Raw genomic sequence first — 12584 nt, forward strand, 5'->3', positions numbered from 1 at the left:
TGGTTATCCCACTACGCGTGCGCCCGCCGTGTCCAGCCGGCAAATATGAACAAAGCCTTCCTGATTCTGCAGATAGTGCGCGCCAAGCCAGTCGGCGACGCGCTGTGCGGTATCCGGTTTATCACACAACGCGAACAGCGTTGGGCCAGAGCCGGAGATGCCGCAAGCCTGGGCGCCCATCTCCATGGCCGCCTGACGCGCTTCGCTAAAGCCCGGCAGCAGTTTGGTTCGGTACGGTTCGGCAATCACATCTTTCATCAATTTTGCCGCCAGCTGCGGCTGGCGGGTGTAGCAGGCGTGAATAAAGCCCGCGAGGTGGCGACCATGGGCGATACAATCCTGGCGGCGATACTGCGCCGGCAGAATCGCCCGCGCTTCAGCAGTAGAGACTTTAATCCCCGGATAGGCCAGCACCCACAGCCACTCATCAAACCCGGGCACCTGCTGACTGATAATCCCATTCTCTTCGATCATCAACTGCATGCCGCCAAGATAGCACGGCGCCACGTTGTCGTAGTGAATGCTGCCGGAGATACGCCCTTCCATCTCTCCCATCAGCGCCAGCATGCGCGTCTCGTTCAGCGGCTTGCCGCAGAACTCGTTCATGGCCACCAGCGCAGCGACCACCGAGCAGGCGCTGGAACCCAGCCCGGAGCCAATCGGCATGTTTTTTTCCAGCGTCATCGCCACCGGCACCGTCTTGCCGATCTCCCGGCAAAAGCTTTCCCAGCACTGGTAAACAATGTTCTCCTGCGGCGCCGTCGGCAGTTTGCTGGCGAAGCGTCCAAGATTCTGCAGGCTAAATTGCTCCGCCGCTTCGACAGTGACGTTGTCGCCAAGCAGCGTGCCATCGACCGGCGTGACCGCCGCGCCCAACACATCAAACCCGACGCTCATATTGGCACTGGAAGCCGGGGCATATACTTTGACCATCTTAAACTCCTAACTTCCAGGACAGGGTGCGCAGCAGGTCGGCGAATACGCCGGCCGCCGTGACGTCGTTCCCGGCGCCATAGCCGCGCAGCACCAGCGGCAATGGCTGATAATAATGGCTATAAAAAGCCAGCGCGTTCTCACCATTCTTAACTTTGAACAGCGGATCGTTGCCGTCAACCGCGGCTATTTTTACCCGGCAGGTACCATCCTCTTCGATGTTACCGACGTAGCGCAAGACTTTACCTTCATCGCGCGCCTTAGCAACCCGCGAGGCAAAACCATCATCCAGCGACGGCAGGCGGGCCATAAAGGTCTCGACATCGCCGCTGGCGTCGAAGTCCGGCGGCAGCGCCGACTCGACGATAATGTCCGCCAGCTCCAGTTCACGCCCGGTCTCGCGGGCCAGAATCAGCAGTTTACGCGCCACATCCACCCCGGATAAATCGTCGCGCGGATCCGGCTCGGTATACCCCATCTCACGGGCCATCGCCGTCGCCGCGGAGAAACTCACCCCCTCGTCCAGCTTGCCGAAGATAAACGACAGGGAGCCGGACAGGATCCCGGAGAAATGGCGCAGCTCATCGCCGGCGTTGAGCAGGTTCTGCAGGTTCTCAATCACCGGCAGGCCCGCGCCAACGTTAGTGTCATAGAGGAACTTACGCCGCGAGCTGCTGGCCGCATGGCGCAGCTGGTGATAGTAATCCAGCGAAGAGGTATTGGCCTTTTTGTTCGGCGTCACCACATGGAAACCTTCGCGCAGGAAGTCGGCATACTGATCGGCGACCGCCTGGCTGGAGGTACAGTCGACGATCACCGGATTGAGCAGGTGGTACTCTTTCACCAGGCGGATCAGGCGGCCAAGATTAAACGGCTCTTTCGCCTCCGCCAGTTCCGCACTCCAGTTTTCCAGATTCAGGCCATGCACGCTGGTCAGCAGCGCCTGAGAATTGGCTACACCGCAGACGCGCAGATCGATATGTTTGTTCTTCAGCCACCCCTGCTGGCGCTTGATCTGCTCTAGCAGCGCGCCGCCGACGCCGCCGACGCCGATGACAAACACTTCAATCACCTGGTCGGTGTTGAACAGCATCTGATGGGTCACGCGCACGCCGGTGGTGGCGTCGTCATTGCTGACCACTACCGAAATTGAGCGCTCGGAAGAGCCCTGGGCAATCGCCACGATATTGATATTGGCGCGGGCCAGTGCCGCAAAGAATTTCGCCGAGATACCGCGCAGGGTACGCATTCCGTCGCCCACCACGGAGATGATCGCCAGACGCTCCATAATCGCCAGCGGCTCCAGCAGCCCCTCTTTCAGCTCCAGATAAAACTCATCTTCCATCGCCCGTTTGGCACGTGCGCAGTCGCTCTGCGGCACGCAGAAACTGATGCTGTACTCCGAAGAAGATTGAGTGATCAACACCACCGAGATGCCGGCGCGGGACATGGTGGCGAAGACGCGGGCCGCCATGCCGACCATCCCTTTCATCCCCGGCCCGGAGACGTTGAACATCGCCATGTTGTTGAGGTTAGAGATGCCTTTCACCGGCAAATCGTCCTCGTCGCGGCTGGCGCCGATAAGCGTTCCCGGCGCCTGTGGGTTGCCGGTATTTTTAATCAGGCATGGGATTTGGAACTGGGCGATAGGGGCGATGGTGCGCGGGTGCAGCACTTTCGCGCCAAAGTAGGAGAGCTCCATCGCCTCCTGATAAGACATCGATTTCAGCAGGCGCGCATCCGGCACCTGACGCGGATCGCAGGTGTACACTCCGTCGACATCGGTCCAGATTTCGCAGCAGTCAGCGCGCAGGCAGGCGGCCAGTACCGCAGCCGAGTAGTCGGAGCCGTTACGTCCCAGCACCACCAGCTCGCCTTTCTCATTGCCGGCGGTAAACCCGGCCATCAGGATCATATGGTCTGCCGGGATCTGGCTGGCGGCAATGCGGCGGGTGGATTCGGCGATATCGACGGTGGATTCCAGATAGTGACCCACGGCGAGCAGTTTTTCGACCGGGTTAATGACACTGACTTTATGTCCACGGGCTTCCAGCAGACCCGCCATGATGGCGATGGAGAGCTTTTCGCCGCGGCAGATCAGCGCGGCATTGACGCTGTCCGGGCACTGACCCAGCAGGCTGATGCCGTGCAGAACATGCTTAATCTGAGCAAATTCCTGCTCCACGAAGGCTTTTAACTGGGCAAGCGGGAAAGCGGGCTGGGCGTCGGCAAGGCCCTGAAGAAGTTCGGCAAAAATGCGTTCGGCGTCGGCAATATTGGGGAGGGCATCCTGGCCGCCAATGGTCTTTTCAATCATCGCTACCAGGTGGTTAGTGATCTTCGCCGGGGCAGACAGGACCGTCGCTACCTGCCCCTGCCTGGCATTACTCTCCAGAATATCGGCAACCCGCAGAAACCGTTCCGCATTTGCCACTGATGTACCGCCGAACTTCAACACTCGCATGGTTCTTACCCCTTGATCTCTTGTCAAAAAAAAAGCCCGCACTGTTCAGGTGCGGGCTTTTTTCTGTGTTTCCTGTACGCGTCAGCCCGCACCGTTACCTGTGGTAATGGTGGTGGTGATAATGGTGGTAATCATGCCGATGCGATTCATGGATGTTGTGTACTCTGTATTTTTATCTGTCTGTATGTCCTGCCTATATTGGTTAAAGTATCTGCCGTCTTAAGTCAATGAATTTCTCAATTTGCCCCATTTCAGCAGGCTTACGTATTTTCCCGCTGCCGTGAGAAAAAACATCCAGATCAGCGGAAAACCAGCTCATAGAACAGCGTACACATCCATAAATAAAAAATATGGCAGAGTTTTATTCTGGCAGGTTTTTTTCAATATCATGCAGCAAACGATGCAACATTGCCGTGTCGCGCTGCTGCAGCAGGCCCAGCCGTTGCGACAACCAGTCGGCCAGTTTGGCATCATCCTCAACGCCCAAACGCGAAAGTAACGCCAGGGTACGAGTACGTAAGGCCTGCAGCTGATGATGGTCTGCCGCAGCGGCGGCGGGCGCCGTTTGTTGCATTAGCGATGCTAATTGATAACAGTAGACCATCACCGACTGGCCGAGATTCAGCGACGGATAATCCGCAGCCATCGGCACACCGGTCAACACATCAGCCAGCGCCAGCTCCTCATTGGTCAATCCGGCGTCCTCACGACCAAATACCAGGGCAGTATGGTTCATCCACTGCGCCTTCTCCTCCAGCAGCGGCAACAGCTGCTGCGGCGTGGCGTAATAGTGAAAACGCGCGCGGCTGCGGGCGGTGGTGGCGACGGTAAAATCAACGTCATGCAGCGCCTCGGCAAGGGTGGGATAGGTGGTGATACCATCGAGGATGTCGCCTGAGCCATGCGCCACCCAGCGTGCCGGCGGCGCCAGGTGGGCTTCGCTATCGACGATCCGTAGTTCGCGAAATCCCATGGTTTTCATCGCCCTGGCGGCAGCGCCGACGTTCTCGGCCCGGGCAGGACCGACTAAAATAATCGTTAAACGCATTGCGGTTTCTTTCTCTCTCTCAGGCGTTATCGAGGCGCAGCGCCCCCCATTTTACGCGGTGAAAATTTACAAATTTGCAACAAAAATCACTAAAATTGCGTTTTCTTACCCATAAAAAAATCTAAACTGTTCTCAGGAGGCCGTGACAAGGAGTATGTTAACAGAACCCATTTATCCATATGATGGGCAATGCAATTTCATCTGATGCATCGTTTCAGGCTTTGGATTCACTGTATTTATTAATTTATCCACGCAACTAGTTGAGCCTGGTAAAGATTGTGACTATAAAGAGCATGGCGATGCAATGATTTCACAAGACTGTTAACGTGCTACAATTGAACTTGATATATGTCAACGAAGCGTAGTTTTATTGGGTGTTCGGCCTCTCTTAGCCTGTTATGTTGCTGTTAAAATGGTTAGGATGTCAGCCGTTTTTGACACCGTCGGGTCCAGAGGGAAAGTACCCACGACCAAGCTAATGATGTTGTTGACGTTGATGGAAAGTGCATCAAGAACGCAATTACGTACTTTAGTCATGTTACGCCGCGCATGTTAATTTGCGACATGCAGCAGGCAGGTCAGGGACTTTGGTACTTCCTGTTTCGATTTAGTTGGCAATTTAGGTAGCAAACATGCAGACCCCGCACATTCTTATCGTTGAAGACGAGTTGGTAACACGCAACACGTTAAAAAGTATTTTCGAAGCAGAAGGTTACGATGTATTCGAAGCGACCGATGGCGCGGAAATGCATCAGATCCTGTCTGAAAATGATATCAACCTGGTGATCATGGATATCAACCTGCCGGGTAAAAATGGTCTTCTGCTGGCGCGCGAGCTGCGCGAGCAGGCAGACGTCGCGCTGATGTTCTTAACCGGCCGCGACAACGAAGTGGATAAGATCCTTGGCCTCGAAATCGGCGCTGACGACTATATCACTAAACCGTTTAACCCGCGTGAACTGACTATCCGCGCGCGCAACCTGCTCTCCCGTACCATGAACCTCGGTACCGTGAGCGAAGAGCGTCGCAGCGTGGAAAGCTACAAGTTCAACGGCTGGGAACTCGATATCAACAGCCGTTCCCTGGTTAGCCCGAACGGCGAACAGTACAAGCTGCCGCGCAGTGAATTCCGCGCGATGCTGCACTTCTGCGAAAACCCGGGCAAAATTCAGTCTCGTGCCGAACTGCTGAAGAAAATGACCGGTCGCGAGCTGAAGCCGCATGACCGTACCGTTGACGTGACCATTCGTCGGATTCGTAAACACTTCGAATCCACTCCGGATACCCCGGAAATCATCGCTACCATTCACGGTGAAGGCTACCGTTTCTGTGGCGATCTGCAGGAATAATACGATTTATTCCGCAGCCATGATGCGAAAACGGCGCCCCAGGGGCGCCGTTTTTTATGCCGTCACTCTTTCCAGAGACGCAGCTTATCGTCATCGGCAGCCGGTGTCGGAGGCACTGTGCCTTTCGGCAGCGATAACGCATACCAGTCCACGCGACGGGTCAAAAACATCAGAACGCTCAGCGCCAGCGCCAGCACCCCGGTACCCAGCAGCAGCGCGCTATCCTCAGAATGCAACAGAAACCACATCACGCCATCCAGCAGCAGTAGCGCGGCGACAAACAGCAGGCTGTTACGCCATCCTCTGAGCACCGCCTGAAGGTAGATCCCATTCATCACCGCGCCAGACAGGCTGGCCGCCAGCCAGGCGGCGGTAAAACCAATGTGCTCTGAGAGCGCCAGCAGCACCAGGTAAAACAGCACCAGCGATAAGCCCACCAGCAGATATTGCATCGGATGCAGGGGGCGACGGGTCAGGCTCTCGAACACGAAAAAAGCCATAAAGGTCAGCCCGATTAACAGGATGGCATATTTTGTCGCCCGATCGGTTAGCTGGTACTGGTCGGCAAGGGACATCACATCGGCACTGAACGCCGGCAGTCGCGACCACGGGATCTCCATATCATCCTTGAAATAGCTCCCCATATCGTTGGCGAACCAGCTGCTTTGCCAGTGGGCGCGATAGCCGGCAGCACTCACTTCCCGTTGCGTTGGCAGGAAGCTGCCGAGAAAACCGGGATGCGGCCAGTTACTGGTCAGCTGCAGCTCGCTGTTACGCCCGAGCGGCACCAGTGAAAACTCACCCGTCCCGTTCAGATCGAGTGAAAAGGCAATCTCAAGCGGCTTGTTGTCCTCCGCCAGCGCAGGCATTGGCATATGAATACCTGCGCCATCGCCGCTTATCCCCAGCCCCGGCTCCACGCTTAATACGTTACCGTTGACCTCCGGGGCATGGATGGCGCCAATGCCGCGGGCATCGCCGACGCTCACCACCAGCCGCGGCTGGCCTAAGACGATATTCGTTTTTCTCAGCGCCGCCAGACGCAGCGGATCAAACGAGGCCTTAATCTGCAAGACGTTATGCCAGACCTGGCCGCTGTAGATACCCACCCTCCTCGACTCCACGGTCTGCTTGCCGGCGACCGCCAGCGACTCCGGCAGCCAGTAATACACCCAGCTCCGCTGATAGTTGACCTCTTTTTGGTTCTCCATGCGGGTCAGGGTCTCGGTTATCGGAATAGCGATCAGCGGTCCGGCGAGTTTTTGCGAGCCGCTGGTGCTTTGCTCAATGGCGTCCACCACTTCGTTACGATAATCCGCTCGCTCATTAATAAGCTCCCTGACCATCATTAACGGCAAAGATAGCAGCACAATACAGCCTATTAACGTGGTGATTTTCCAGAATAACGGTGATTTCAACATAGCCTTTCTCCCTATCGTGATGGCCTCACAATAGGACGGCTGTGTGGGGAGAATTTGAAGCTATGTGAAGGGACGGTGAAGTCGCAGCGTGGCGACCACGCCGCCTTCGGGCCGATTGTGCAGATTGATATCGCCGTGATGCAGGCGCGCGACTTCACGAACGAACGCCAGCCCAAGGCCGCTGCTCTTATGGCCGTCTTCGCGCGGCAGCGAATAGAATCGCTCAAAGATTCGTTCCAGGGCATAGTCCGGAATACCGCACCCGTTGTCGATAACGCTCAATTGCACCTCTTCATTTCGCTTCTCCGCAGCCAGGGCGATCTCACCGCCCTGGGGGGTAAAGTCAATCGCGTTGTCGAGCAGATTACCCAGCGCCTGGGCCAGCAGCTCGCCATCGCCATTGACCAGCATCCCACTCTCCCGCCAGCGCAGGGTGATAGCTTTCGCCGCCAGAGCGATGTTGCGCTCCTCCGTCAGCCGTTGGTATAGCGCATCTATCGACACCGGATGCTGCTTTATCTCCAGCCGGCTTTCCAGTCTCGCCTGCTGGAGCAGCCGCTCCACCAGCAGTTGCATCCGGGTGTTTTGCGCGAGGATATTATCAGTAAACCGCGCCGCTACCTCAGGCGGCGGCCCTTCGCGCAGGATCTCCGCCGCGCCGCGGATGGCCGCCAGCGGGCTTTTCAGTTCATGGGTCAGGTCATAGACATAGTTTTCGATGGCATTCTTACCTTCGAGCTTTACCCGCATGCTCTCCAGAGCCTGGGCCAGCTTGCGCAATTCGCTGCTGCCAACCTCCGGCAGCGGCAGCGGGCGCTCAGCGGTCACCGAGTCCGCATAGCGCACCAGCTTGCCGATAGAGAAATTGATCCACCAGACGACGCCGCCGCCAATCAACAGCGCAATGCCCAGCAGGGCGCCGCCGGCCCAGAGGATCCGCCGCTCGCTGCGCTTAATGACCGGCGTCATCGCCAGGTTGGGTTTACCGACGCTCAGCACGCCGATAATCCGCCCCTTATCCATCACCGGCGCGGCGATATACATCACCGAGCTGGCTTCATCATGCGGATCGCTGCGCGTACTGCGCGCGCCGTACTGGCCGCGCAGGGTGAGCCAGACATCGTTCCAGCGCGAATAGTCCTGCCCTGTCGCCTGCCCGCTGGAGTCAAACACCACCTTGCCCCGGGCATCGGTCAGATAGACGCGGTACTCATTACGTACCTTTTTAATTCCGCCAATATTGGCGTTGAGCGGCTGCTGGTTGAGCTGGTGAAAGGCCTGCGCCAGCCTGCCCTGCTGCGGGTTTGCCGCCAGCAGATCCTCACGCGCCAGCGCCGCCAACAGGGTAGCGGTATCATTGAGGGTCCCCTCTGTCGCCCGGCGCACGCCCGGCTTCACTTCCTGGACAAAGATCGACAGCACAAACCACGCGGCGATCGCGACGATAAGAAAATAGCCCAGCAGCAGGCGCATGCCGATGCGCATCAGCCGCGCCCCAGGCTGTAGCCCATACCGCGATGGGTATTGATTGGCGCCTTTTCAGGATTCACAGCCCGCAGCTTAGCGCGCAGGGTTTTGATATGGGTATCGACGGTACGGTCGAGGCTTTCCCAGGCATCGATCCACACCAGCTCCATCAGCTGCTGACGGGAGAAGACGCGACCGGGCGCGTGAAGCAGGGTTTTCAACAGCAGAAATTCGTAGCGCGTCAGATTCAGCGGCTGGCCGAACCAGCTGATCGCCGCCGCCTGCTCATCGAGCACAAACTCGCCGACGCGTACCACCGGCGATGGCGCGGCAAACTTCTGCAGCCGCCGCAGCACGGTTCGCACCCGCGCGCAGACTTCGCGTGGTGAAAACGGCTTGGCGATATAATCGTCAGCGCCGATTTCCAGCCCCAGCAGCTTATCGACCTCGTCGCTACGCGCCGTCAAAAACAGCACCGGCAGCGCCGGATAACGCGTCAGCAGACGCCGACAGAGCTCGAAGCCGCTGATATCCGGCAAGCCGACGTCGAGGATGGCGACATCTGGCGCCTGATGCGCCGCCGCCTCCAGCGCGGGCAAACCGCGGCCAAAGACGCTGACCTGGAAGCCCTCCTGCTGCAGCATGTAAACCAGGGTATCAGCGATACTCTGTTCATCCTCAACTAACCAAATCCGTGGCTGCTGCATGCGCACTCCCGTTTATTTATTCCATGGCATGATCGGCACGGCGCTGATGGCGTTCTTCGGCGAGCCATCAACCACTTTATCCGAGTAGGTCAGATAGACCAGCGCATTGCGCTTCGCATCATAGAAACGCACGACCTGCAGTTTTTTAAACACCAGCGAGGTGCGCTTCTGGAACACCACGTCGCCCTGGCTTTTACCGTTTTTGATTTTGTCCGTTAGCTCAATCGGCCCGACCTGCTGGCAGGAAATCGCCGCGTCAGAGGTATCTTCCGCCAGCCCCAGCCCGCCTTTGATGCCACCGGTTTTCGCCCGGCTGATATAGCAGGTCACGTTCTGTACATCCGGATCGTCAAAGGCTTCGACGACGATTTTGTGATCCGGCCCTAACCATTTGAAGACCGTATCCACGGAACCAATCTGCTCCGCCTGAGCCAGCTGGCTACCGGCCAGCAGGAGCAGCCCCATCGCAAACTTCTTGTATTTCATATTGTTACCATTATTAAAAAATATAGCTGAGTGATTATCACGCACTTAGCAGAAAAGGTTTATAGATCACAGCTTTACAAAATTATCGTTCAAATCCCCTGACCTACCGCATTTAAAAGCAAAAAAAACACTGAATGCTAAAACATCAAAAAATGCTATTATCCGCTACTTTAATATCAGGCACCTGTGTTTAAGGATGGGGACATTTTATGGATCAAGCAGGGATTATTCGCGATCTCCTTAGCTGGCTGGAAGGTCACCTGGATCAGCCGCTTTCTCTGGATAATGTGGCGGCGAAGGCAGGTTATTCCAAGTGGCATTTGCAGCGAATGTTTAAGGATGTCACCGGCCATGCCATCGGTGCCTATATTCGCGCGCGCCGCTTGTCGAAATCTGCTGTCGCATTACGCCTGACCGCCCGTCCAATCCTTGATATTGCGCTGCAGTACCGTTTCGACTCCCAGCAGACCTTCACCCGAGCGTTTAAGAAACAATTCTCGCTGACGCCGGCGCTCTACCGCCGCTCGCCGGACTGGAGCTCGTTCGGTATGCGCCCGCCGCTGCGTCTTGGCGAATTTACCCTGCCGAAACATGAGTTTATCACTCTGCCCCCTACTCAGCTGCTTGGCGTGACCCAGAGCTATACCTGTAAGCTCGAGGAAATCTCCGATTTTCGTAACCAGATGCGGGTCCAGTTCTGGCGAGACTTCCTCGGCAACTCACCGTCAATCCCCCCGGTGCTCTACGGGCTGCATGAGCCGCGTCCGAGCCTGGAAAAAGACGATGAGCAGGAAGTATTCTATACCACCGCGCTGACGCCGGAGATGGCTAACGGCCACCTGCAGCATGCCCATCCAGTGACCCTGGAGGGCGGCGAGTATGTCATGTTTACGTATGAAGGGCTGGGTACCGGTCTGCAGGAATTCATCCTGACCGTCTACGGCACCTGCATGCCGATGCTGAACCTGACGCGTCGCAAGGGGCTGGATATTGAACGCTTCTACCCTGAAGATGAAAGCCGGGATCAGGCCACGCCGATTCAGTTGCGCTGCGAGTATCTGATCCCGATCCGCCGTTAACGCTGCAGCTCGTCCATTGCGGGGGCGTCAAGATGCGAGACGTCGCCCGCCGTTTCCACCACCCAGCCGGAAGCCAGCCACGGGCTTTGCTGATAGTCGACGCGCGAAATAGAGCAGTTGCGCAGCCGCAGACGACGCTCAGCGTACGCCGGCAGCCCTAATATCGTGCTCACCAGGCAGCCCAGCGCGATCCCATGACTCACCAGCAGCGGCCGGCTACCGGCGGGTAATTCCAGACAGGATGCCAGCGCCGCATGCATACGCTCGCTGAGCTCCTGCATCGATTCGCCCTGCGGAATACGACCGTCCGGTGTGCCGTTGACCAGCTGGCGACGCCAGCCTTCTTCTTCTTCGCTGAGCGAGTCGATATGGCGCTTCTCCAGCACCCCCATATCCAGTTCGCGCAGGCGCGCATCGGCGATCACGCTGCAGCCGCAGGCTTCGGCGATAATTTCTGCTGTGCGGCGGGTTCGCCCCAGATCGCTGGTAATGATATGGGTGATCCCCAGCGTTCTGGCGCGCTCGCCCACCTGCCAGGCCTGGCGCTCACCATGGGCGGTCAGCGGGCTGTCGGACTGACCCTGAATACGTCGCTCGGCGTTCCACTGCGTTTCACCGTGGCGAACAAGGTATACTTGTAACATGCTTTTTTTCCGTTCTGGACTCGTTATCAACCGCTTTCGGGCATTACCGCCTGCCCTCGGGGTGATTTAGAGTATACTGCGATGACGTTAGTTTATTCTGAGTTGTTTTGATTATGCACCATGTTGTCTCAGCGACCACTAATCCCGCCAAAATTCAGGCAATTCTGCAGGCTTTTGACGAGATTTTCGGCGAAGGATCCTGCCACATTGAGTCCGTCGCCGTCGAGAGCGGCGTGCCGGAACAGCCCTTCGGCAGCGAGGAAACGCGCGCTGGCGCACGAAATCGCGTCGCCAATGCGCGCCTTGCCCAGCCAAATGCCGATTTCTGGGTAGCCATCGAAGCCGGTATCGACGATGACAGCACCTTTAGCTGGGTGGTCATCGAAAGCGCCAGCCAGCGCGGAGAAGCGCGCTCAGCCACGCTGCCGTTGCCTGACGTTATTCTTGAGCAGGTTCGCGCTGGCGAAGCCCTCGGCCCGGTCATGTCGCAGTATACCGGCATCGATCAGATCGGTCGTAAAGAGGGGGCGATTGGGGTTTTCACCGGCGGCAGATTAACCCGCAGCAGCGTTTACCACCAGGCGGTCGTGCTGGCGCTAAGCCCGTTCCATAACGCTATTTATCGCTAGCCAGCAGCGTCTGCTCCAGCCACTGGCGCAGCTCTACCGGCGCCGATTTCAGGCTGTTCGACCCGCGGGTAATGGTCGCAATTCCGGCGCCGAGCTCATTTTTCAGCTCACGCTGGCTCATCTCGCCGCGCAGCAACTCTTCGATAATGCGCACCCGGGTACCCAGGGCTTCGCGCTCGTCGGGCGTCAGCATCAGCTGCAGCAACGGCAGATGCAGATCCTCAGCATAGGCCTGCTGAAGCAGGGCAACAAAGCGCAGCCACTCCTGATGACGTTGTTCGGCAACGGCCGCGGAATAGGGAGATTGTTGGGTCATATCGCGCCACCATATTGAGACGGGCAGCTTACGCTGCCCGT

General features: G+C 57.4%; 14 protein-coding genes and 1 other annotated feature. Of the genes, 3 read left to right on the forward strand and 11 right to left on the reverse strand.

Annotated elements, in window-relative coordinates; genetic code table 11:
* Positions 1–3 precede the first annotated feature (3 nt).
* The 5 genes from thrB to yjjY all read right to left on the reverse strand — a co-directional run bounded on the left by thrB (position 4) and on the right by yjjY (position 4982).
* Positions 4–933 (reverse strand): homoserine kinase, encoded by a 930-nt coding sequence (gene thrB / locus KB892_RS21850; protein ID WP_002887853.1) that lies wholly within the window; start codon positions 931–933, stop codon positions 4–6.
* A 1-nt stretch (position 934) separates the two neighbouring features.
* On the reverse strand, positions 935–3397 hold the full coding sequence (gene thrA, locus KB892_RS21855; RefSeq protein WP_002887848.1) for a bifunctional aspartate kinase/homoserine dehydrogenase I: 2463 nt from the start codon (positions 3395–3397) through the stop codon (positions 935–937).
* A 25-nt stretch (positions 3398–3422) separates the two neighbouring features.
* Positions 3423–3540, reverse strand: a sequence feature (Thr leader region).
* Positions 3479–3547 carry a thr operon leader peptide gene (gene thrL / locus KB892_RS21860; protein ID WP_004222578.1) on the reverse strand — a complete coding sequence of 23 codons (69 nt, stop codon included), beginning with the start codon at positions 3545–3547 and terminating at the stop codon, positions 3479–3481. It overlaps the preceding feature by 62 nt.
* Before the next feature lie 211 nt (positions 3548–3758).
* A complete protein-coding gene (locus KB892_RS21865) occupies positions 3759–4445 on the reverse strand; it encodes a tRNA/rRNA methyltransferase (RefSeq protein WP_002887846.1) in 687 nt (228 codons plus the stop codon).
* A gap of 396 nt (positions 4446–4841) precedes the next feature.
* Positions 4842–4982: a YjjY family protein gene (gene yjjY / locus KB892_RS21870; protein WP_004146984.1), complete on the reverse strand. Its 141-nt coding sequence runs from the start codon at positions 4980–4982 to the stop codon at positions 4842–4844.
* A 95-nt stretch (positions 4983–5077) separates the two neighbouring features.
* Between yjjY and arcA the strand changes: the two genes are divergently transcribed.
* Positions 5078–5794, forward strand: coding sequence for a two-component system response regulator ArcA (gene arcA / locus KB892_RS21875; RefSeq protein ID WP_002887843.1), 717 nt, complete (start codon positions 5078–5080; stop codon positions 5792–5794).
* A 62-nt stretch (positions 5795–5856) separates the two neighbouring features.
* Here arcA and creD read toward each other — a convergent pair whose 3' ends face one another.
* From creD to creA, 4 genes are read right to left on the reverse strand one after another with little or no spacing between them, the layout of a single operon-like run.
* Positions 5857–7215 carry a cell envelope integrity protein CreD gene (gene creD, locus KB892_RS21880; RefSeq protein WP_002887826.1) on the reverse strand — a complete coding sequence of 453 codons (1359 nt, stop codon included), beginning with the start codon at positions 7213–7215 and terminating at the stop codon, positions 5857–5859.
* Between the two features lie 60 nt (positions 7216–7275).
* Positions 7276–8700, reverse strand: coding sequence for a two-component system sensor histidine kinase CreC (gene creC, locus KB892_RS21885; RefSeq protein WP_002887823.1), 1425 nt, complete (start codon positions 8698–8700; stop codon positions 7276–7278).
* Entirely contained in the window at positions 8700–9389 is a 690-nt protein-coding gene (gene creB, locus KB892_RS21890; RefSeq protein ID WP_002887820.1) for a two-component system response regulator CreB, read from the reverse strand. The genes creC and creB overlap by 1 nt, the downstream gene beginning before the upstream one ends.
* A 12-nt stretch (positions 9390–9401) precedes the next feature.
* Positions 9402–9875 (reverse strand): protein CreA, encoded by a 474-nt coding sequence (gene creA, locus KB892_RS21895; protein WP_002887814.1) that lies wholly within the window; start codon positions 9873–9875, stop codon positions 9402–9404.
* A gap of 209 nt (positions 9876–10084) precedes the next feature.
* On the opposite strand from creA, the gene robA reads away from it, so the two are divergent.
* On the forward strand, positions 10085–10954 hold the full coding sequence (gene robA, locus KB892_RS21900) for an MDR efflux pump AcrAB transcriptional activator RobA (protein ID WP_002887812.1): 870 nt from the start codon (positions 10085–10087) through the stop codon (positions 10952–10954).
* Here robA and gpmB read toward each other — a convergent pair.
* On the reverse strand, positions 10951–11598 hold the full coding sequence (gpmB, locus tag KB892_RS21905; protein WP_002887811.1) for a 2,3-diphosphoglycerate-dependent phosphoglycerate mutase GpmB: 648 nt from the start codon (positions 11596–11598) through the stop codon (positions 10951–10953). The two genes, robA and gpmB, sit on opposite strands and share 4 nt — an antisense overlap.
* Positions 11599–11711: 113 nt before the next feature.
* On the opposite strand from gpmB, the gene yjjX reads away from it, so the two are divergent.
* Positions 11712–12227 carry an inosine/xanthosine triphosphatase gene (gene yjjX / locus KB892_RS21910; RefSeq protein ID WP_002887810.1) on the forward strand — a complete coding sequence of 172 codons (516 nt, stop codon included), beginning with the start codon at positions 11712–11714 and terminating at the stop codon, positions 12225–12227.
* On the opposite strand, the gene trpR is transcribed toward yjjX, so the two are convergent.
* Positions 12214–12543 (reverse strand): trp operon repressor, encoded by a 330-nt coding sequence (trpR, locus tag KB892_RS21915; protein ID WP_002887809.1) that lies wholly within the window; start codon positions 12541–12543, stop codon positions 12214–12216. The two genes, yjjX and trpR, sit on opposite strands and share 14 nt — an antisense overlap.
* Positions 12544–12584: the final 41 nt, after the last annotated feature.

It is taken from the genome of Klebsiella sp. P1927 (genome assembly GCF_018204675.1).
Classification (GTDB): domain Bacteria; phylum Pseudomonadota; class Gammaproteobacteria; order Enterobacterales; family Enterobacteriaceae; genus Klebsiella; species Klebsiella pneumoniae.

Excerpts from the sequence above, each read along its gene's own strand:
- thrA (WP_002887848.1), bottom strand. The coding sequence starts at position 3,397 with ATGCGAGTGTTGAAGTTCGGCGGTACATCAGTGGCAAATGCGGAACGG.
- yjjY (WP_004146984.1), bottom strand. The coding sequence starts at position 4,982 with ATGACTAAAGTACGTAATTGCGTTCTTGATGCACTTTCCATCAACGTC.
- gpmB (WP_002887811.1), bottom strand. The coding sequence starts at position 11,598 with ATGTTACAAGTATACCTTGTTCGCCACGGTGAAACGCAGTGGAACGCC.
- creA (WP_002887814.1), bottom strand. The coding sequence starts at position 9,875 with ATGAAATACAAGAAGTTTGCGATGGGGCTGCTCCTGCTGGCCGGTAGC.
- trpR (WP_002887809.1), bottom strand. The coding sequence starts at position 12,543 with ATGACCCAACAATCTCCCTATTCCGCGGCCGTTGCCGAACAACGTCAT.
- arcA (WP_002887843.1), top strand. The coding sequence starts at position 5,078 with ATGCAGACCCCGCACATTCTTATCGTTGAAGACGAGTTGGTAACACGC.
- creC (WP_002887823.1), bottom strand. The coding sequence starts at position 8,700 with ATGCGCATCGGCATGCGCCTGCTGCTGGGCTATTTTCTTATCGTCGCG.
- thrB (WP_002887853.1), bottom strand. The coding sequence starts at position 933 with ATGGTCAAAGTATATGCCCCGGCTTCCAGTGCCAATATGAGCGTCGGG.
- creB (WP_002887820.1), bottom strand. The coding sequence starts at position 9,389 with ATGCAGCAGCCACGGATTTGGTTAGTTGAGGATGAACAGAGTATCGCT.
- creD (WP_002887826.1), bottom strand. The coding sequence starts at position 7,215 with ATGTTGAAATCACCGTTATTCTGGAAAATCACCACGTTAATAGGCTGT.
- KB892_RS21865 (WP_002887846.1), bottom strand. The coding sequence starts at position 4,445 with ATGCGTTTAACGATTATTTTAGTCGGTCCTGCCCGGGCCGAGAACGTC.
- robA (WP_002887812.1), top strand. The coding sequence starts at position 10,085 with ATGGATCAAGCAGGGATTATTCGCGATCTCCTTAGCTGGCTGGAAGGT.
- yjjX (WP_002887810.1), top strand. The coding sequence starts at position 11,712 with ATGCACCATGTTGTCTCAGCGACCACTAATCCCGCCAAAATTCAGGCA.